Consider the following 19,959-nt stretch of genomic DNA (forward strand, 5'->3'; position numbering starts at 1 on the left):
ATTTTAGGGTTCTTTACAATCGGGAAAGCGAATAGAGATTAGAGGTACTCTGTCTGCCCGATGGCCTCCAAGCCAGCTCTACAGCAGGATTCGTCTTCTTCTACAGAACCGCCGCTAATGCCAATGGCACCGATGAACTGATCACCGTCCTTTAAGGGAAAACCGCCGCCAAAGGTGACAATGCGCCCACCGCAATTATTCCCAATTCCGAATAGAGGGCCGGCTTCTTTAGCGGCGTCGGCAATACCGGCGCTGGTGCCCTTTAGGGCTGCTGCTGTCCAGGCCTTATCCTGGGCGATTTGGACACTGCAAAGAAGGGAATCCTCCATCCGTTCGACGTAAACGGGAATACCGCTCATGTCACAAACCGAAATGACCATAGGAACATTGATTTCAATGGCCTTTTTTTCGGCTGCCACCGCAAATTTTTTGGCTAAATCCAATAGTTTACCTGTTTGGGTCATTTTACCCACCTCCGAATATTTTCTTCAATTGTAAATCGATTACTATTAATTAGCAATGTAATAATTATACGAACAAGGACAAAATAAAGCTTAAGAGCCTTAAGGTTTAGAAAAAAAGATCGAAGCAGAAAACATTTCCGTTTTGACAATTGTGTGATATCGTGTTAAAATCAGACCATTAAAATAATAAAAAAACCTAAAGGGGAGTAACTCACCGAAAGGATTTGTATGGTCGTCATTCCGGGCAATGCCCCGGCCATGCATCAAGGATTTCTTGAGAGTAAGACCTTTATCCAGGCTAGATTTTTGGTTTGGGTGGGGTCTTTTTATTATTGCATCAATAGGAGGAAAAATTGGCAGAACAAAAAGAGAAACAAAGTTATTTACTCTCAGTGGCCGAAGCAGAGGCCCTCACCGGCACCAATGCGGAAACCGGACTCAGTGATATTCAGGTGGAAGCCCTGAGGGCAGAGTACGGACCCAACCGCATGGAAGAGGGCAAGCGAAAGTCACCCATTCGAATGTTCTTCGAGCAGTTTAAGGACTTCCTGATCATCGTTTTGATGGTTGCTGCCGTCATCTCTGGATTTTTAGGGGAAGTGAGTGATGCTGCTCTAATCATGGTCATCGTCATTTTGAACGCGGTCATCGGTGTGATTCAGGAAAATAAGGCCGAGGACGCCATGGAGGCCCTCAAGCGCATGACTATCCCTGAAGCTAAAGTTCTCCGGGGCGGTGTACAGCTGGTGGTGCCCTCTGAGGAATTGGTGCCAGGGGATATCGTTCTGCTGGATGCCGGGGATTTTGTACCGGCAGATGGCCGTCTGATTGAGGCGGCAACCCTGCAGATTCAGGAATCCGCTCTTACCGGAGAATCTGTCCCGGTGGAGAAAGAAAATATCGAAATCACCGATCCGGATACACCCTTAGGGGACCGGGTCAATACCGTGTTTTCCAGCAGTCTGGTCACCTATGGCCGGGGCCGTTTTATTGTAACGGCGACGGGGATGAACACCGAAATAGGAAAAATTGCCGGGATGCTTCAGGGAACGGAAAGCACCCAAACCCCACTCCAGCGCAGTTTGGAACAGCTGGGGAAGGTGTTGGCCGTGGGCGCTCTGGCCGCCTGTGCCGTTGTCTTTTTAGTGGGCCTTTTGCGCGGGGGCGATCCGCTGCTGCTCTTTATGACCGCCGTCAGTTTGGCGGTAGCTGCCATTCCAGAGGGATTACCAGCTATCGTCACGGTGGTGCTGGCCCTGGGCACCCAGAAGCTTATTGCCAAGCACGCCATTATCAGAAAGTTGCCAGCCGTGGAAACCCTGGGCTGCGCCTCGGTCATTTGTTCGGATAAAACCGGGACCCTGACTCAAAACCGCATGACCATTCGCAAGGTGTATGCCAACGAAGGGATTGTGGATGCAGAGAATATTATGGATGATGGCTTTACGGAAAGCGAGAAATTTGTTGTCCGAGTGGGCCAGCTGTGTAACGATGCCTCCATTACCTACAATGGGGAAGAAACCGTAGAAATTGGGGATCCCACCGAGGTGGCCATGGTCGCCTATGCGAACCTCCTGGGATTTGATAAGAACGAATCCCTAATGACGGCTCCCCGGGTGGCAGAGCTTCCCTTTGACTCCGAACGGAAGCTGATGACCACCGTTCATAAATATGGGAATTCCTGGGTAGGCTATACCAAGGGGGCACCCGATGTGCTCCTCTCCCGTTGTACCCACTATTTAAAGGGCTCCGAGGTTCTGCCCATGGATGCTGCGGCCCAGGCCGAAATATTGGCGGCCAATACAGAAATGTCCGACGAAGCCTATCGGGTATTGGGATATGCCTTCCAACACTACATGGATGCCCCTGAGGTTACCATGGAGAATTTGGAAAACCATTTAATCTTTGCCGGTCTGACCGGGATGATCGATCCTCCCCGGGAAGAAGTCCGGGGAGCCATTACCGAATGTCACACGGCTGGCATTAAGACGGTGATGATTACTGGGGACCATAAAAATACGGCAGTGGCCATTGCCAAGGATTTAAAGATTTTTGAAGAGGATAGTATTGCCCTTTCTGGTGTCGAGCTGGATGCACTGTCCGATGCCGAGCTTGAGCAGGAAATCGACCGCGTTGCTGTATACGCCCGGGTATCCCCGGAAAACAAGGTGCGCATCGTGGATACCTGGCAGAAGAGGGGGGCTGTCGTTGCCATGACCGGAGACGGGGTCAACGATGCCCCGGCGCTTAAGAAGGCGGATATCGGCTGTGCCATGGGAATAACGGGAACCGATGTTTCCAAGGAGTCCGCAGATATGATTTTGACGGATGATAATTTTGCCACTATCGTATCGGCGGTGAAGGAAGGCCGGAATATTTACGAAAATATCAAAAAGGCCGTTCATTTCCTGCTCTCCTGTAATATTGCGGAAATCCTTATTTTATTCTTTGCCACGGTAGTGGGCTGGGTGCAGCCCTTACTGCCCATCCATATTTTGTGGATCAACTTAATTACCGATAGCCTGCCGGCCTTGGCCTTAGGGGTTGAGAAAAATGATGAAGATATCATGGAACGGAAGCCGAGAAATCCCAAGGAAAGCATTTTTGCCCATGGTGTTGGCGGACGAATTATTTTTCAGGGAATCGTTCTGGCGGTTTTATCCCTTGGAGTATTCCATTACGGCCTGACGCATTTCGGGGTTGACGTTGGACGGACCATGGTCTTTGCAGTGCTGGGGTTATCCCAACTGACCCATGTTCTCAATGTTCGTTCTGAAAGCAAATCCGTTTTTAGTAAAAAGTTCTTTACCAACCGCTATCTCTGGGGAGCTATTGGCATTTCCCTGGTGCTCCAGCTTTCCGTTATTCTGATTCCTGGTGCCCATGCTATCTTTGATGTGACCACCTTAGATTTACGGGAATGGCTCATTGTCATTGGGGCATCCTTAGCACCCCTTGTGATTGTTGAAATTACAAAGCTTCTTGGACGGATATTCAATCAGGATGATAAGCACTAGGCGGACTTGTCCGGTTGAGGAAAGTATTTTTTAAAATTTAGAGACGGTGCATGCTGCTTTCACCATCGGAGGAGTAAGTGGCCATGGAGAATTAAGTCGTTCTCCATGGCTTTTTTTAATCCCGTGGTCAAAGGAAAATAAAAACAGTAGAAGTTTATGGAAATTGTGCTATAATATCCGCGGAGATAGTATTCTTAAGAAACTATACTTCATCTGATGCACTGTTAATGCAATCGTTACAACGAGGTTGGGCCTGTATTTTTTTTAGAATGGGACCCACAGAGATACAATGATCACAGGATGAACACATCAGCGTCTTTGCGATTCGTTGAGGTGTTTTTTTGTTGTATATCATGAAAGGATTGCATCAATGACAGTAACCTTATTACAAGGTAAGATACACCGTGCAACGGTGACCCAGGCAGCATTGGATTATATTGGCAGTATTACCGTGGACCAGGATTTGCTGGATGCTGCGGGGATTTTAGAGTATCAGGAGGTTCAGATTGTCGCTGTAGGAGATAAAGTCATCATTATGGCTGATGGGACCTATGCGCCTGAGGAGGCAGCAGCCCACAGGCCAAACGTTGTTTTTGTGGATGAGGAGAATGCCATTGGCCGGTGTATGCATTATGAGCAGCATGGTCGATTAGAGGATATGGCTTAACAGGAATCAGAAGAGAGGCTATCTCCAAATCCAAAAAAGGACGTATTAAAAATGAAGATTTCAGTAAGTATTCCAGAGGTAAAGCAATGGGTTAAGGCTCAGAAGATTGCAGGAAAGACCGTCGGATTGGTGCCGACGATGGGGTACCTCCATGAGGGTCATGCCAGCTTAATCAAAAGGTGTCTGGCAGAGAATGATGTCGTGGTTGTTTCCAACTTCGTCAATCCGACTCAGTTTGGAGTTGGTGAGGATCTGGCGGATTATCCTCGGGATTTTAATCAGGACTGCACATTGTGTGAGGCACTGGGGGTGGACATGGTGTTCCATCCCGATTCCCAGGAGATGTATAATGCTCCCCATGTTTCGGTCGCCGTTGATACCTTATCGGAAACCCTTTGTGGGAAAACCCGTCCCATCCATTTTTCCGGAGTGTGTACGGTGGTGTGCAAGCTCTTCAATATTGTGGCCCCAGACCGGGCATACTTTGGGGAGAAGGACGCCCAGCAGTTGGCCATTATCAGAAAAATGGTGGAGGATCTTAATTTCGATATAGAGGTGATTGGTTGTCCAATCGTGCGGGAGGATACCAAGATTCAGCCTGAAGCGACGATCTAGTTTGATTTAACTAAAAAAAGCTCTGCCATTGAGGTGACACGACCGCCTGTGGCAGAGCTTTTTTATGAAATAAAATATTGTGAAAACCTTAAGTTAAATCCTTTAAAATGGCAGCATAAATCTTTTGGGTATTTCCCTTCCATTTTTCACACATAGCCACTGCCTCTTCCTTGGTAGGGGTGTTGACGCTGATGGACATCAGTGCGATCCCATTCTCTGAAAGACTAAGGGATACTTGGAAATCGTAGGGGCCGTTTTTTTTGTAATCTGCCGTGGTGTACACCTCATTTAAAATCTTGTTCCGGCTTTCCAGAATATATCGGTCCAGCATTTCCTGGAGATACATGGGGATCTTATCTAAAAGCAACTCCAGGGTTTTATTTCCGTCAGCGGTGTTCGTTAAAATTTCTTTTTCGTCACCATCTTCGGTTTTCTGGATGAGCTGCTCTCCCAGGAGGGCATCAATATAAAGCTGAATATCAAAATAGCTGATCTGCACATTCTGAATAATAATGTAAGCCAGCTGTTCCCGGGTGATGCCAGTTTTGATTTTATTGAGTACATATAATATAATAAGTTTATCTTCTGTTTGATGGAATGGATTCAGCATCGCACTGCTCCTTTCTGCATCATTATAGCACAAAGGACCATGGAACGAAAGAAAGGTTGGTCGAATAACGTGAAAAAAAAACAAATTATCCTTCAAGTTTCAGATATTGTCCGTCATCGTGGGGTTGGGGATTTTGGATTTGCGGATATTTCAATATTGGATAAGGATGAGGGACGGGGTTATGGACAGGCCATATCCCTTGTTTTCCCTTTATCCCGGGGAATTTTATCCGAGGTAGAGACGGAGCCGACCATTACCTATTTCCACCATTACCGCACCATGAATCGTCTCATTGACGATACAACCCTTCAGCTGGCCCTATTTTTAGAGCGACAGGGTTACCGGGCATATCCGGTGCCAGCGTCCCAGTCGGATCCTGAGACCGGAGGGTATCGGGCGGTCTTTTCCCATAAGACAGCGGCGGTGCTTTCTGGAATGGGCTGGATTGGAAAAAGCGCCCTCTTCATCCATAGCCGTTATGGTCCGGCCGTTCGCTTGGGGACGGTGCTGACGGATGCTCCTTTGGGGAGTGGTTCAGAGCCCATGGAAAGCCGCTGCGGCCAGTGTACCCGCTGCCGGGATGTTTGCCCGGCACAAGCTATCGAGGGTGTCAAGTGGCAGATGGGGATGGCTAGAAATCAGTTGATCGATGTGCGCGCTTGTAGTACACATATGAAAGAAGCTTATCAGCATATTGGCCGAGGCGTGGTTTGTGGTTTGTGTATGGTTCACTGTCCCTTTGGGGCAATACAGAAAGAAAAGGTACAATGATTATGAATGGAATCAAAGAGAAAGTTCGTCAAAAGGCTATGGAAATGGGGGCGATTGATGTGGGCTGGGCCGATTTAGAAGCAGCTTCAGTATTGGCACCGGATGGCTTTAAGCAAGCATTATGCATTGTGGTGCCGCTCAATCGCGGGGTAATCAGCCATATTCAGGAAACACCGACCCATGCCTACTATGCCCATTATGTATCCGTCAATCGTCTGATTGATGATATCACCCTGCAGCTGGCATTGCTCCTGGAGGCAGAGGGATACCCTGCCCAGGCCATTCCTGCCGGCCCGCCAATGCTATCTGATGATACGGTCCTCCATGGTCTGTTCCAGCATAAGACTACTGCGGTGCTGTCTGGGATGGGATGGATTGGAAAGAGTGCCCTTTTTCTCCACCGGGAGTATGGGTCCGGGGTCCGGCTGGGTTCTGTACTCACCACCACAGCGCTCCCCATTGAAAATAAGCCCATGGAGAGCCAATGTGGAGGGTGCCGGATTTGTACCCGGGTGTGCCCCTCTGGTGCTATTAAGGGAGAGAAGTGGGAGCTTGGCATGGAGCGGGAGACCCTCTTTGATGCCCTGAAATGCGATACTTATATCAATACCCATCATGAAGAAATTGCCCATCAAATGGTCTGTGGCCTGTGTATGGCCCATTGCCCTTTTACGAAAGGAACGAGGAAGCTTGATGAATCCCTACGAAATTAAGGAACTAAGCCCAACGGGTGTGCTGGCAGAAATGGGGGTAGAGCAGGGAGACCTGCTCTTATCCATTAATGGCCGGGGTGTGGTGGATGAATTGGATATCCGTTTTTTAGGCGGGGAAGAGGAAATTTTGGTGGAGGTCCAAAAGCCCAACGGTGAAATTTGGGAGTTGGAAATCGAAAAGGAGAGCGATGAATCCCTGGGCCTTAACTGTGATGGGGGGACTTTGGGAATCCGCCGCTGCCGAAATAATTGTATCTTTTGCTTTATTGACCAGATGCCACCGGGAATGCGGGATACTTTATATATTAAAGATGATGACGAGCGTCTGTCTTTTCTCCAGGGGAATTATGTGACATTGACCAATCTTAGCGAAGAGCTGAAGCGACGTATCGTTGATTATCATATCATGCCCATCAATATTTCCATTCACACCACGGACCCGGAGCTGCGGTGTAAAATGTTGGGCAACCGCTTTGCTGGGAGTATCCTGGAAGATTTAGCCTTTTTTTCCAAACATCAGATCCAAATGAATGGCCAAATTGTGATGTGCCCTGGTTATAATGATGGAGAAGCCCTGAAGAAAACCCTGGAGGACGTCATGGTCTTTCATCCTTGGCTTGAGTCCCTATCCGTCGTTCCGGTGGGACTGAGCAGCTATCGGGAAGGACTGCCTGCCTTGTACCCGGTGGACGCTAAAAAAGCAGCTGAAACCTTGGATATTATAAAGGGAGTACAGGCCAAAATGCTGGTCCAATACGGTGTGCGATTTGTCTTTCCCAGCGATGAGTTCTTTCTCTTGGCAGGACAAGACCTGCCCGGAGAAGACTATTACGGGGACTTCAGCCAGTTAGAAAATGGTGTCGGTATGATGACGGATTTTAAGGCGGGCCTTAGGGATGCTTTGGCAGCCGTAACCCCAGAGTCTAAGGGGAGCCATCGCTTTGGGATTATTACCGGGGTGCTGGCAAAGGGGTTTATGGAGGATTGTGCAAAGGCTATTGAGGAAGTTTACCCCCGTGCGGATATTGCGGTGCTTCCCATCAAAAACAATCACTTTGGACCCTCTATCACCGTATGTGGACTTGTTACCGGTGGGGACATTGTCGTCCAGGTTCCAAAAGAAAATGAAATAGAGACTTATTTTATTCCGGAAAATATGGTAAGATATGGGACTGAAGATTTCTTAGATGATATGACGCTGGGGTCATTGTCCCAAGCCCTTGGGGCGGAGGTCGCTATGGTTCCCGTTCGGGGAGAAGCTTTGGCAGAAGCCGTTGCCCAGCGATTAATAGGAGGATAATATGGCAAAACCAATTGTTGCCGTCGTCGGACGGCCAAATGTAGGAAAATCAACCCTATTCAATAAACTGGTAGGGGAACGCATCGCCATTGTGGAGGATACCCCAGGGGTCACCCGGGATCGTATTATTTCCGATGCGGAGTGGCAAAATCATCATTTTACGCTGATTGATACCGGTGGGATTGAACCGGCGGCCAAGGATGATATTTTATTCCAGATGCGGGTGCAGGCAGAGGTCGCTATGGATATGGCGGATTTGATTCTGCTTTTAGTGGATGGCCGGGGCGGAATGACCGCTGCCGATGAAGAAGTCGCAGGGATGATCCGCAAGCGTGGGAAAAATGTCGTCCTGGCAGTGAACAAGTTAGATACTAAGAATTTAGAGGATGCTCTTTATGAATTTTATACCCTGGGTCTTGGGGAGCCCCTTCCGATTTCCGGGGAGCAGGGTCTGGGTCTGGGAGACCTGCTGGATGCCATCATCGAGAAGGTCAAAAAAGTCTATGATGAAGAGGAGCAGGAGGATAACCACCTGAAGGTGGCCGTTGTTGGGAAGCCCAACGCCGGAAAATCCACCCTGATTAATAAGATGTTGGGAGAGGACCGCCTCATCGTCAGTGATGTGGCTGGAACCACCCGGGATGCCGTGGATACGGATGTGAAGTACCATGGAAAAATCTATACCTTAATCGATACTGCCGGATTACGCCGTAAAAACAAAATTTACGATGATATCGAGCGATACAGTATCATTCGGGCGGTGGCCGCTGTGGAACGGGCGGATGTTGTTTTGATTTTGATCGACGCAGAACAGGGGGTCACCGAGCAAGACAGTAAGATTGCCGGCATTGCCCACAATCGTTCCAAGCCTTCGATTATTGTGGTTAACAAATGGGATTCTGTGGCCAAGGATGATAAGACCATGAAAAAGATGACCGAGGATATCCGGAAAACCCTTTCCTTTATGCCTTATGCCCCCATGATGTTCATCTCAGCCAAGACCGGACAGCGGGTATCCCAGCTCTATGAAAAAATTGATTTCGTCAAGTCCCAGAGCGAAAAACGCATCAGCACCGGGAAGCTTAATGAAGCCATTACCAGCTTCGTCATGATGAAGCAGCCACCGTCTAAAAGTGGCCGCAGGCTGAAGATTTTCTACGCTTCCCAGCCAGCAATCAATCCGCCGACCTTTGTGCTCTTTGTCAATGATGCCTCCCTCATGCACTTTTCCTATGAGCGTTATCTGGAGAACAAAATCAACGAGACCTTTGATTTCTTTGGAACGCCTATCCGGCTATTCATCCGGGAACGGAAAGAGAAGAATTAGGGCAGCAGTCCCTGGTGTTTAAGGGCACCGATGAGAAGCTGGGCCGCCATTCCCACCACCAAGCCTGTGGGAATGGCCAGCAGAACCAAGAAGGGCAGATAGTACAAAAGCAGCTTAAGATTTCCAATGACAAGGGTAGCAACGATGAGTTGGCCAAGGTTGTGGGCAATGGCCCCAGCCACGCTGATGGCCATGAGAGAAAGTCGTTGCTCTTTTTTATTGGCCATGGATAAAAGCCCCATGATCAGAGCGCTGACCAGTCCTCCGGAAAGGGCGTAGAGAATAGAGCTCATGCTGCCAAAGAGAAAACCAGCCAGGAAAACCCGGCTGGCCACCAGCAGCAGGGTAAGGGGAAGGCCAAAGGTATACAGACAAACCACCGTGGCGATATTGGCCAGTCCCAGCTTAATCCCCGGAATGGGGATGGGCAGGGGGACCAGGGATTCCAAATAGCTTAAAATAAGGGCGGTGGTCAGATACATGGCTAAAACCACTAACCTGCGGTTTCTACTCATGGCCGCCTCCCGGTTTAATCTCCACAATGAGGTGATGGGGCAGACAGGCGATGGTTTCCCCCGGGGAATCGATGGCAGCGCTATGAACACAGACTTGATTGGCACAGTCCGCAGATTCCATATGGGCGTGGCCATCGGTCACCACCAGGGTATTGGTTCCCTCATCGGTAGTGATGGTTTGGGTAAAATCGGTGTCCAGTGGGGTGTTGACTACCTCCTTGCCCTGGGCGGTGACCACAACATAAAGCCTTTGGGCGGACTGGTTCCATTGTTTGTAGACAAAGATACCCAAAATCGAAAATAAAGCGATTACTGCAATGTAAATAATTTCTTTTCTTTTAATAACAGACTCCTTATTAAAAAACATGAAAAAACCGAAAAAAGATCCTTGACATTACTATGGTGCTGCGTTATTATATACAAGCAGCCGACAGAAAAGGCAGTAAGCGAGAGTGTTGGAATTGGCAGACAAGCACGTTTCAGAGGCGTGTGTACTCCGTACGTACGGGTTCGACTCCCGTCTCTCGCACCAGTTGATAAAGATGACAGACTTCGGTCTGTCTTTTTTTCTTTCTATAGCTATGAGACACGGATAATACCACAGGGAATCCCTAAAATTGTAACATCCGATACCTTATAGCATTGGGGGGAATCTGCTTCAGTATAAAGCGGTGTCAGGGTAATGGTATCTTCATCGATGGTATAGCACCGAAAAATCACAGAATCATCGGGAAGCAGAATCATGCCGTCGGCAGCTGTAGGGATTTCGGCAGGGTTCATCTTGAAATTGACCACATCGTCTTTATAGTAGCGGTCATACATACTATTATCCGTTAGTGAGGCCTGGAGCTTCTGGGCAGTTCCCATGGAGAGCTCGGCTAAATCGGTAATGGAATAAGAACTCCAATCATTATTCAGGGCCATACTTGGAATAAATGGGGTGATATTATGGTTCCAGTTCATAAGAATACTCCTTCTATAAGGTGTTACCCAGCACCTGGGCAAGGGGTATTATAGCACATTGCACGGGGGTCTGCAAAAAAGAAACATTATAAAGATTCTTTAAGGCTGTATTGGTATGATGCTGACATTAAATTGATTTAAGGAAAGAGAGGATTTCATGGAGCGTTTAAAAACATGGGTATGGGACCACAAGGTGCCAGTCCTGATTGGTATCGGTATTCTGATTGTTTTAATTATTGCCTTTGCATTATGGCGAACTTTCTATTATGATAATAAGAAGATTGTTTTAGGGGTCGATGTTTCGGCTTATCAGGGCGAGATTGATTGGGAGGTCATTTCGGAACAGGGTATATCCTTTGCATATATCAAGGCAACGGAAGGGACTGATTTTATCGATAAACGCTTTAATGAAAATTGGACAGCAGCACGGAAAACCAATTTGAAGGTTGGGGCTTACTTCTTTGTGAATTTTAATGAAGGCGGAAAGGACCAGGCTAAGTATTTTATAAAAAATGTACCTAAGGAATCGGGCAGCTTGCCGCCGGTTATTGATCTGGAGCTCTACGGTGATTATTTGGATAACCCACCCCAAAAAGAGAAGGTCAATACCATGCTTAAGGAAATGATTGAAACCTTGAAGGAAGAATATGGCGAAATCCCGATTATCTATACCAATTATAATACTTACAATCAATATTTAAGTAATGCCTTTACCGAGGTACCCATTTGGATCTGTGATATTTCCTCGAGTAATCCAGAACTTTCTGGGGGGCATCAGTGGGTATTTTGGCAATATTCCCAGCGTCAAATCCTCCAGGGATACGATGGGGAGGAACGCTTCATCGATATGAATGTTTTTAATGGCGACACAAAAGCATTTAAAGCAATGTTCAATTAATAGGTAATGATATACAGCCTGTCCTGGACAGGCTTTTAACATGAGTACAAGGGAGATAAACATGGATTATAATGCAGAAGCACTAAAGGCCCACAAGGCTCACAGGGGAAAAGTTGAAGTTGTTTCAAAAATGGATGTTGGGGATAAGGATGCCCTGAGTATTGCCTACACCCCTGGTGTGGCAGAGCCCTGCCGTCGGATTGCAGAGAACAAAGAGGATGTGTATACTTACACTGCTAAGGGAAACCTGGTGGCCATCCTCACCGATGGCTCAGCCGTCCTCGGGCTGGGAAATATTGGACCAGAAGCCGCCATGCCGGTTATGGAGGGCAAGGCCATCCTTTTTAAAGAATTTGGCAATGTCGATGCCTTCCCCATTTGTGTGGATACCCAGGATGTGGACGAAATTGTCCAGACGGCCATTAACATCGCACCCACCTTTGGTGGGATCAACCTTGAAGATATTGCGGCACCCCGGTGCTTTGAAATTGAGGAGCGTCTCCAGGCGGCTCTGGATATTCCAATTTTCCACGATGATCAGCACGGAACGGCTATTGTAGTGGCCTCTGGGTTGATTAACGCCATGAAGGTGGTGGATAAGGCCATGGACCAGGTGCGTGTGGTCATCAGTGGGGCCGGATCTGCCGGGACCGCCATTGCCAAAATGCTGCTAGCCGTGGGCTTTGTGGATATCGTAATGGTGGATCGGGATGGCGTGCTGTACAAAGGGAAAAGCGGCATGCCAGCACATATGGCATGGTTAGCAGAGCACACCAATCCCCAGGGGATTACTGGGGGCTTAGCCGAAGCCATGGCCGGGGCCGATGCCTTTGTGGGGGTTTCCGCCCCCAATATTGTCTCCCAGGAGATGGTGCGCTCCATGGCTGAGGATGCCATTGTATTTGCCATGGCGAACCCCGTGCCGGAAATCATGCCCGAGGACGCCCAGGCGGCCGGAGCTCGGATTATTGGAACCGGACGGTCGGATTACCCCAACCAAATCAATAACCTGCTGGCCTTTCCGGGACTTTTCCGCGGGGCTTTAGATGCCCGGGCCAAGCGCATTACCCAGGGGATGAAGGTAGCCGCCGCCAATGCCATTGCCAATCTGGTATCTGAAGAAGAGCGCTGTGATATCTGCATTATTCCTAGTCCCTTTGATAAGCGTGTGGGACCGGCGGTGACCAAGGCAGTCTACGATGCATGGATGGCCGAGGATGATGCACAATAATCGATATATCATGTTTGAACAAGGAGGAAATGAATGCCGAGTACATTGGTGATTGTTGAGTCGCCGGCTAAGGCGAAAACCATCAAGAAATACCTTCCCAAGGGCTATGAGGTGGAAGCCACCATGGGTCATGTCATCGACCTGCCCAAAAGCCGGCTTGGAATCGATGTGGATAACCATTTTCGACCCGATTATATTAAAATTCGCGGTAAAGGCGATTTACTCAAGAAGCTTAAAAAGGAAGCAAAGAAGGCCGATAATGTCCTTCTGGCAACGGACCCCGATCGCGAGGGGGAGGCCATTTCCTGGCATGTTGCCAATTTTTTGGAAATGGACCCTGCGGATTCCTGTCGGATTGAATTTCATGAAATTACAAAAAAGGCCATTAATGCGGCCATTGATAATAAACGCCAGGTAGATATGGACCTGGTGAATTCCCAGCAGGCAAGGCGTATCCTTGACCGCTTGGTGGGGTATTCCCTGAGCCCTTTCCTTTGGAAAAAGGTCAAAAAGGGTTTAAGCGGTGGTCGGGTCCAGTCGGTGGTTACCCGAATCATCGTCGATCGGGAGGAGGAAATTCAGGCCTTCGTCCCAGAGGAATATTGGACCATCGATGCGGATTTAAAGAAGCAAAAGGATAAGGCTGTCTTTACCGCCTCCCTGCATTCCGAAAAGGGAAAGAAGCTTAAGATTTCTAATGGGATTGAAGCCGATCGACTGGAAGCCCTGCTTAAAGGAGAGGGCGAGTTTGTGGTATCCGGGGTGAAAAAAAGGGTGCGTAAGCAAAAACCCCCAATGCCCTTTACCACCAGTACCCTCCAGCAGACGGCCTACCAGGCCTTGGGCTTTACCACCCAGCGGACCATGCGCATCGCCCAGCAGCTGTATGAAGGGGTGGATATCATGGGACGTGGCCAGATCGGTCTGGTGAGCTACATCCGTACCGATTCCACCCGTTTAGCCGATGAGGCAGTGGCGGCGGCCAAGGATTATATCGAAACACAGTTTGGTAAAGAATACCTGGGTGGGGGAAAGAGTGCCGTTAAGAAAAAAAACGTCCAGGATGCCCACGAAGCCATCCGTCCCTCAACCATCGATTTAACCCCGGACAGCATTGCCAGCTCCTTGGAAAAGGACCAATACAAGCTGTATAAGCTCATTTGGGAGCGGATGATTGCCAGCCAGATGTCAGAGGCTGAATATTACGTGACCGATGTGGACATTCTTTTTGGGGAATTGCTGTTCAAGGCAAAGGGGGAGACCATTAAATTTAAGGGCTTCACCGAAATCATGGAAAGCAAGTCCAAGAAGGATAATATCCTCCCAGAGTTATCGGAAGGGGAGGTTCTGGATTTAAAGAAGCTCCACAAGGATCAGAAATTCACCAAGCCTCCGGCTCGCTACACCGAAGCAACCCTGGTCAAGGTTTTGGAAGAAAAGGGAATCGGACGACCCAGTACCTACGCGCCGACCATTTCAACCATTAAAAACCGTGACTACGTTGAGGTCAAGGAAAAGTACTTTTATCCCACAGAGCTTGGGGTTGTCGTTACGGACCTGATGAAGGAGTACTTTGCTGATATCGTCGATGAAGCCTTTACCGCGAAGATGGAGGAAGGCCTGGATGAAGTGGCCACCGGTGGTGAAAACTGGATCGATTTGCTGGATAAATTCTACGTCGGCTTTAAAAGCGAGTTGGAAAATGCCCAGGAAAACGCCCAAAGTGTCAAAGTAGAGGACCCGGAATCCGATGAAATCTGTGAGCTGTGCGGGCGTCGCATGGTCATTAAAAAAGGAAAATATGGAAAGTTTCTGGCTTGCCCAGGCTTTCCAGAGTGTAAAAATACCAAGCCCTTTTTGGAAAAAACAGGGGGGATTTGTCCGGAATGTGGGGGGGACCTTATTAAACGCGTCTCCAAAAAAGGACGAACCTTTTATGCCTGTTCAAATTATCCGGAGTGTGAATTTGTCACCTGGGACGTTCCCGTGGTAGAGAAATGTCCGGTTTGTGGCAATACCATGTTCCAAAAAGGCTTTGGAAAACGGAAACGCACCTATTGTGCCAAGTGCAGTGGGAACGAAGCGAAATAATAAAAAAGAAGGATAGTATAATGAAAGAAGAAAGAACGACATTACATGCCACCACCATCGTTGGTATTCGGCATAACGGCCAGGTAGCCATTGCCGGCGATGGTCAGGTCACCATGGGCGAAAGCGTGATTATGAAAGCAACGGCTAAAAAAATCCGCCGGCTTTACAATGACCAGGTGCTCACTGGCTTTGCCGGCTCAGTGGCGGATGCCTTTACGTTGTGTGATTTATTTGAACAAAAGCTGGAGCAATACAATGGCAACCTTAAGCGTTCTGCTGTGGAGTTGGCCAAGGAGTGGCGTTCGGATAAGGTGCTGCGCAAGCTAGAGGCCATGCTCATCGTGATGGATAAGGAAAACATGCTCATTGTCTCCGGGACCGGCGAGGTCATCGAGCCCGATGACGATATCGCTGCCATTGGCTCCGGTGGATTCTACGCCATGTCCGCTGCCCGGGCACTGAAGGCCCATTCCCCGCTATCTGCCAGTGAGATCGTGTATGAATCCATGAAGATTGCCTCGGAAATCTGTGTGTTTACCAACGATAATATCATCGTAGAAAGCTTATAGGTACCGGTATGTGTGCCATTGAAATGAAAGAGTTGACCCCTAAGCGTATCGTCTCCGAGCTGAATCGCTATATCATCGGCCAGGAAAAGGCTAAAAAGGCCGTGGCCGTCTCCCTGCGCAATCGCTACCGAAGATCCCTCCTGCCAGAAGCTGAACGGGATGAATTCACACCCAAGAATATTATTCTCATGGGACCTACTGGGGTGGGAAAAACTGAAATTGCCAGACGGATTGCAAAGTTGGTGTCGGCCCCCTTCATTAAGGTAGAGGCGACTAAATTCACCGAGGTGGGCTATGTGGGCAGGGATGTGGAATCCATGGTTCGGGATTTGGTCACCACCTCCATCCGTATGGTTCAGCAGGAAAAAATGAAGGAAGTGTACGAACAAGCCCAGGCTAAGGCAGAGGGCATGATTTTAGACGTCCTGGTTCCCCAGCATAAAAAACAGCAGAAAAACGAAACCTTAATGAACCCCTTTGAAATCCTCTCTAAAATGGGGAATAATACAGCGGCTTCCAACTCCCAAACCACAGAGGTCGTCCCGGTGGAGGACCCAGCGAAGGAGGCGGCCATTCAGACCAAGCGGGCAGAGATTAAAAAGGATTTGGCGGCCGGCAAGCTAGAGGACGAAGTCATCGAAATCGATGTGGATGATGACGGCATGAAATCCATTGGCATGATGGCCGGTATGAACGAGGATATGAGTATCAGCATTGGCAATATCTTCGATGGCCTCATTCCTGGAGGCAATAAAAAGAAGAAAAAACGGACGGTGAAGGTCAGCGAGGCTCGGAAGATCATTACCAACCAGGAAGCCACTAAAATGATCGATATGGACGAGGTCCACGAGCTGGGGCTTCGGGCGGCCGAGCAGAGCGGCATCATCTTCATTGATGAAATCGACAAAATCATTGGGAATAACGGCGGCAATGGCCCGGATGTTTCCCGGGAAGGGGTCCAGCGGGACATCCTGCCCATTGTTGAAGGCAGCACAGTGACCACCAAGTACGGCCCGGTGAAGACGGACTTTATCCTCTTCATTGGGGCTGGGGCCTTCCATGTCTCTAAAATCGAGGATATGATCCCTGAACTCCAGGGGCGTTTCCCGGTAACGGTCCAGCTGGACAGTCTCACTGAAGAGGATTTTGTACAAATCCTAACGGCCCCGGAAAATGCAGTGGTCAAGCAGTATACCAGTTTGCTGCGTACCGAAGGGGTCGAACTGCACTTTGACGAAGCTGCCATCCATAAGATTGCTAAAATTGCCTTTACCAAAAATGAAGTCGAAGAGAATATCGGTGCCCGACGTCTCCACACCGTTTTTGAAGAGCTGTTGGAAGAAATATCTTTCTACGCCAGCGACTATGATGCGGAGGTTTTCAATATCGATGAAAAATATGTGGAATCCGTATTCAAGCTTGGGGATCAGGAACGAAGCTACGCCAAGTACTTTTTATAAAAAGCCTTGATTTGTTTCACCGTTTATGTTAAATTATTCAAGTATGCTATTACACACATTTCCAGAAACTGCCATTGGTGCCCACAGGGTCATGGTGGTTCATGAGGGAAATGGAGGAAAAAAACCAGGAGGAATTTAAAATGGCAACCGTATCAATGAAACAATTACTCGAAGCAGGCGTCCACTTTGGACATCAGACCAGACGTTGGAACCCGAAGATGGCTCCCTATATCTTCACCGAAAGAAATGGGATTTACATTATCGACTTACAGCAGACTGTTAAGCTGATCGACGTCGCTTATGATTTCGTCAGAGAAATCGCAGCAGATGGCAAGGACATCCTCTTTGTCGGGACTAAAAAACAGGCTCAGAACAGCATCGAAGCAGAAGCAAAGCGCTCTGGCAGCTTCTTCGTGAACCATCGCTGGTTAGGTGGTACCTTAACCAACTTTGAAACCATCAGCAAGCGGACTCGCCGCCTGAAGGAATTAAAGGCTATGGAAGAAGACGGCACCTTCGATTTACTGCCGAAGAAGGAAATCATCAAATTAAGAAGAGAACGTGAAAAGCTCCAGAAATTCCTGGGCGGTATTGAAGATATGAGACGTATGCCCGGTGCAATGATCGTCATTGACAGCAAGAAGGAACGGATTGCCATTGCTGAAGCTCATAAATTAGGCATCCCCATCATCAGCATCGTGGATACCAACTGTGACCCAGACGAAATCGATTATGTCATTCCTGGGAATGATGACGCTATCCGTGCTGTTGCTTTAATCTTAGGCGTATTAGCTGATGCCATCATCGAAGGCAAGCAAGGCGAACAGATTGAAGAAGCAGTGGCAGAAGTTGTTGAAGCTGTCGCTGAAGAAATCGCTGTTGCCGAAGAAATTATTGAAGAAGTCGCTGCAGAAGCTGCTGCAGAATAATTAAATTATCATAAGGAGGACCAAAATGGACGCAAAACTCGTAAAAGAATTAAGAGAAAAAACCGGCGCTGGCATGATGGATTGTAAAAAAGCCTTAGTCGCAACCGATGGCAATATTGAAAAAGCCATTGAACATCTGCGTGAAAAGGGCTTAGCTGCTACCGCAAAAAAAGCAGGCCGTATCGCTGCAGAAGGCGTCGTCGAATCCTATATCCATATGGGGGGTAAAATCGGTGTTCTGGTTGAAATTAACTGTGAAACCGACTTTGTTGCAAAAACTGATGGTTTTAAAGCCTTTGCAAGAGATGTCGCCATGCACATCGCTGCTGCCAATCCAAGCTATGTCTCCAAAGACGAAGTACCTCAGGATGAAGTCGAGCACGAAAAAGAAATCCTGCGGGCCCAGGCTTTAAATGAAGGCAAGCCCGAAAAAATCGTCGATAAGATGGTGGAAGGCCGTATCCATAAGTTCTACAAAGAAATCTGTTTGTTAGAACAGCCTTTTGTTAAAAATCCTGACCTCACCGTGGAAGATCTGGTCAAAGAACAGATCATGACCATCGGCGAAAACGTCAAGATTCGTCGCTTTGCCCGTTTCCAATTAGGGGAAGGCATCGAAAAGAAGGAAGAAAATTTTGCTGAAGAAGTGGCAAAACAAATGGCGTAAACCAAGCTTGATTTAATCGAATTATAATGCATTGAGAATCCCCGGATGAGCCCCGGTTTATGGGCAAATCCGGGGATTTTTTGCGTCCAAATCTTTATCCTCGCTTAACAAGGTATCGGTTGGAACTAAAAATAATCACAATCAGTCAAGACAACGAAAAAGAAATTGACAACAGGAATTTACTGTTATATGATAAGTCAAATTTTACGGAAAGGTTGTATCGATACATGGTTTTTAAGGGGAATTAAAGGAATGACTGGAAAAGGAAAATTCGATTAACCAGGAGGTTAACAAGTGAAAGGGTATGGTTTGTTTTTAAAGATGTTTGTTGGTTTATCGTTTTTAGCCATGATCATTATTAATATGCTGGCTGTTTTATTGCCAATTAATGGCATATCAACAGGGGCTGTCTCTGATGCCTATCCCAATCTTTTTGCACCAGCGGGCATTACCTTTTCTATCTGGAGTGTCATTTATTTATTCCTAGGGGCATACACACTTTATTACATTGGTTTTTTTCATAGTCCGGGGGAGCAACTATCCAAAGAGAATCAAGACCAAATCGCACTCCTTTTTTCAGCTTCTTCGTTGGTCAATATTGCTTGGATTTTTGCCTGGCAATATCGTATTATTCCATTGTCTGTCGTATTGATGGTTGTACTCCTTCTGCTGCTCATCAAAATCAATTGTATGATTCGATCTTCTGCCAAATCACGCCGAGAGGATTATTTGATCCGAATTCCCTTCAATATTTACTTTGGATGGATCACGATTGCCACCATTGCAAACTTTACTGTTTTGTTTATTAGCCTGGGTTGGGATGGCTTTAGCCTGGCATCCCAGCTATGGATGGTCGCCGTTTTGATTCTAGGGACCGCCATCGGGGTGGTGACCGCATTCTTTTTAAAAAGCATCTCCTATACACTGGTATTGATTTGGGCCTATTTGGGCATCCTCTACAAGCATTTAGATGCCTCGGGATTCTTCGGGTGCTACCCTATTGTTATTTTTGCCGTCTCCATTGCTTTGGTCGTTTTTGTCATAGAAGTGACTTATCTCTGGATAAAATCGGACAGGAGGACTATAATAAAAACAAATAATACCGATAGGTAGTATGTTAAAAGGAGAAAGCCAATGTGTGAAAAATTGAAA

Annotated in this window: 20 protein-coding genes and 1 tRNA gene; 16 read left to right on the forward strand and 5 right to left on the reverse strand. The window is 47.8% G+C overall.

Annotated features, from left to right (window positions below):
* Positions 1-38 precede the first annotated feature (38 nt).
* The gene (locus BLW33_RS02925; RefSeq protein WP_090304872.1) at positions 39-464 is read right to left on the reverse strand and encodes a GlcG/HbpS family heme-binding protein; all 426 of its coding nucleotides are present in this window, start codon (positions 462-464) and stop codon (positions 39-41) included.
* 392 nt (positions 465-856) lie between these two features.
* Here BLW33_RS02925 and BLW33_RS02930 point away from each other — a divergent pair, with 392 nt between their 5' ends.
* The 3 genes from BLW33_RS02930 to panC all read left to right on the forward strand — a co-directional run bounded on the left by BLW33_RS02930 (position 857) and on the right by panC (position 4,763).
* Entirely contained in the window at positions 857-3,481 is a 2,625-nt protein-coding gene (locus tag BLW33_RS02930) for a calcium-translocating P-type ATPase, PMCA-type (protein WP_207647797.1), read from the forward strand.
* 370 nt (positions 3,482-3,851) lie between these two features.
* On the forward strand, positions 3,852-4,148 hold the full coding sequence (locus BLW33_RS02935; RefSeq protein WP_090304876.1) for an aspartate 1-decarboxylase: 297 nt from the start codon (positions 3,852-3,854) through the stop codon (positions 4,146-4,148).
* 51 nt (positions 4,149-4,199) lie between these two features.
* Entirely contained in the window at positions 4,200-4,763 is a 564-nt protein-coding gene (panC, locus tag BLW33_RS02940) for a pantoate--beta-alanine ligase (RefSeq protein ID WP_090304877.1), read from the forward strand.
* A gap of 88 nt (positions 4,764-4,851) precedes the next feature.
* Here the strand turns inward: panC and BLW33_RS02945 are convergent, their stop codons facing one another.
* Entirely contained in the window at positions 4,852-5,373 is a 522-nt protein-coding gene (locus BLW33_RS02945; RefSeq protein ID WP_090304879.1) for a DUF4364 family protein, read from the reverse strand.
* Positions 5,374-5,412: 39 nt separating this feature from the next.
* Here BLW33_RS02945 and BLW33_RS02950 point away from each other — a divergent pair, with 39 nt between their 5' ends.
* From BLW33_RS02950 to der, 4 genes are read left to right on the forward strand one after another with little or no spacing between them, the layout of a single operon-like run.
* Positions 5,413-6,144, forward strand: a complete 732-nt coding sequence (locus BLW33_RS02950; RefSeq protein WP_176966598.1) for a 4Fe-4S double cluster binding domain-containing protein — start codon at positions 5,413-5,415, stop codon at positions 6,142-6,144.
* The gene (locus BLW33_RS02955) at positions 6,141-6,857 is read left to right on the forward strand and encodes a 4Fe-4S double cluster binding domain-containing protein (protein WP_090304883.1); all 717 of its coding nucleotides are present in this window, start codon (positions 6,141-6,143) and stop codon (positions 6,855-6,857) included. The genes BLW33_RS02950 and BLW33_RS02955 overlap by 4 nt, the downstream gene beginning before the upstream one ends.
* The gene (locus BLW33_RS02960; protein WP_090304885.1) at positions 6,838-8,157 is read left to right on the forward strand and encodes a DUF512 domain-containing protein; all 1,320 of its coding nucleotides are present in this window, start codon (positions 6,838-6,840) and stop codon (positions 8,155-8,157) included. Before BLW33_RS02955 ends, BLW33_RS02960 begins: the two co-directional genes overlap by 20 nt.
* Before the next feature lies 1 nt (position 8,158).
* Positions 8,159-9,484, forward strand: a complete 1,326-nt coding sequence (gene der, locus BLW33_RS02965) for a ribosome biogenesis GTPase Der (protein WP_090304887.1) — start codon at positions 8,159-8,161, stop codon at positions 9,482-9,484.
* Here the strand turns inward: der and BLW33_RS02970 are convergent.
* Both BLW33_RS02970 and BLW33_RS02975 read right to left on the reverse strand, forming a co-directional pair.
* Complete coding sequence (locus BLW33_RS02970; protein WP_090304889.1) at positions 9,481-9,999, reverse strand: Gx transporter family protein; 519 nt, start codon at positions 9,997-9,999, stop codon at positions 9,481-9,483. The two genes, der and BLW33_RS02970, sit on opposite strands and share 4 nt — an antisense overlap.
* Positions 9,992-10,366 carry a NusG domain II-containing protein gene (locus BLW33_RS02975; RefSeq protein ID WP_090304891.1) on the reverse strand — a complete coding sequence of 125 codons (375 nt, stop codon included), beginning with the start codon at positions 10,364-10,366 and terminating at the stop codon, positions 9,992-9,994. Before BLW33_RS02975 ends, BLW33_RS02970 begins: the two co-directional genes overlap by 8 nt.
* Positions 10,367-10,445: 79 nt before the next feature.
* Between BLW33_RS02975 and BLW33_RS02980 the strand changes: the two genes are divergently transcribed.
* Positions 10,446-10,531 (forward strand) — tRNA-Leu (locus BLW33_RS02980).
* A gap of 47 nt (positions 10,532-10,578) precedes the next feature.
* Here the strand turns inward: BLW33_RS02980 and BLW33_RS02985 are convergent.
* Positions 10,579-10,962 carry a hypothetical protein gene (locus BLW33_RS02985; protein ID WP_090304892.1) on the reverse strand — a complete coding sequence of 128 codons (384 nt, stop codon included), beginning with the start codon at positions 10,960-10,962 and terminating at the stop codon, positions 10,579-10,581.
* Positions 10,963-11,119: 157 nt separating this feature from the next.
* Between BLW33_RS02985 and BLW33_RS02990 the strand changes: the two genes are divergently transcribed.
* The 8 genes from BLW33_RS02990 (at position 11,120) to BLW33_RS03025 (ending at position 19,920) form a co-directional block, all read left to right on the forward strand.
* A complete protein-coding gene (locus tag BLW33_RS02990) occupies positions 11,120-11,860 on the forward strand; it encodes a GH25 family lysozyme (protein WP_090304894.1) in 741 nt (246 codons plus the stop codon).
* Positions 11,861-11,921: 61 nt separating this feature from the next.
* Positions 11,922-13,091, forward strand: a complete 1,170-nt coding sequence (locus BLW33_RS02995; RefSeq protein WP_090304896.1) for an NAD(P)-dependent malic enzyme — start codon at positions 11,922-11,924, stop codon at positions 13,089-13,091.
* A 33-nt stretch (positions 13,092-13,124) separates the two neighbouring features.
* Complete coding sequence (topA, locus tag BLW33_RS03000; RefSeq protein WP_090304898.1) at positions 13,125-15,182, forward strand: type I DNA topoisomerase; 2,058 nt, start codon at positions 13,125-13,127, stop codon at positions 15,180-15,182.
* Between the two features lie 20 nt (positions 15,183-15,202).
* The gene (gene hslV / locus BLW33_RS03005; RefSeq protein WP_090304899.1) at positions 15,203-15,751 is read left to right on the forward strand and encodes an ATP-dependent protease subunit HslV; all 549 of its coding nucleotides are present in this window, start codon (positions 15,203-15,205) and stop codon (positions 15,749-15,751) included.
* 23 nt (positions 15,752-15,774) lie between these two features.
* Complete coding sequence (gene hslU, locus BLW33_RS03010) at positions 15,775-17,211, forward strand: ATP-dependent protease ATPase subunit HslU (protein WP_207647794.1); 1,437 nt, start codon at positions 15,775-15,777, stop codon at positions 17,209-17,211.
* 140 nt (positions 17,212-17,351) lie between these two features.
* The gene (gene rpsB / locus BLW33_RS03015) at positions 17,352-18,140 is read left to right on the forward strand and encodes a 30S ribosomal protein S2 (RefSeq protein ID WP_090304939.1); all 789 of its coding nucleotides are present in this window, start codon (positions 17,352-17,354) and stop codon (positions 18,138-18,140) included.
* Between the two features lie 25 nt (positions 18,141-18,165).
* Entirely contained in the window at positions 18,166-18,807 is a 642-nt protein-coding gene (gene tsf / locus BLW33_RS03020; protein ID WP_090304901.1) for a translation elongation factor Ts, read from the forward strand.
* A gap of 294 nt (positions 18,808-19,101) precedes the next feature.
* Positions 19,102-19,920 (forward strand): tryptophan-rich sensory protein, encoded by an 819-nt coding sequence (locus BLW33_RS03025; RefSeq protein ID WP_176966600.1) that lies wholly within the window; start codon positions 19,102-19,104, stop codon positions 19,918-19,920.
* The last annotated feature ends 39 nt before the right edge of the window (positions 19,921-19,959 follow it).

It is taken from the genome of Eubacterium aggregans, assembly GCF_900107815.1.
GTDB classification, from domain to species: domain Bacteria; phylum Bacillota; class Clostridia; order Eubacteriales; family Eubacteriaceae; genus Eubacterium_O; species Eubacterium_O aggregans.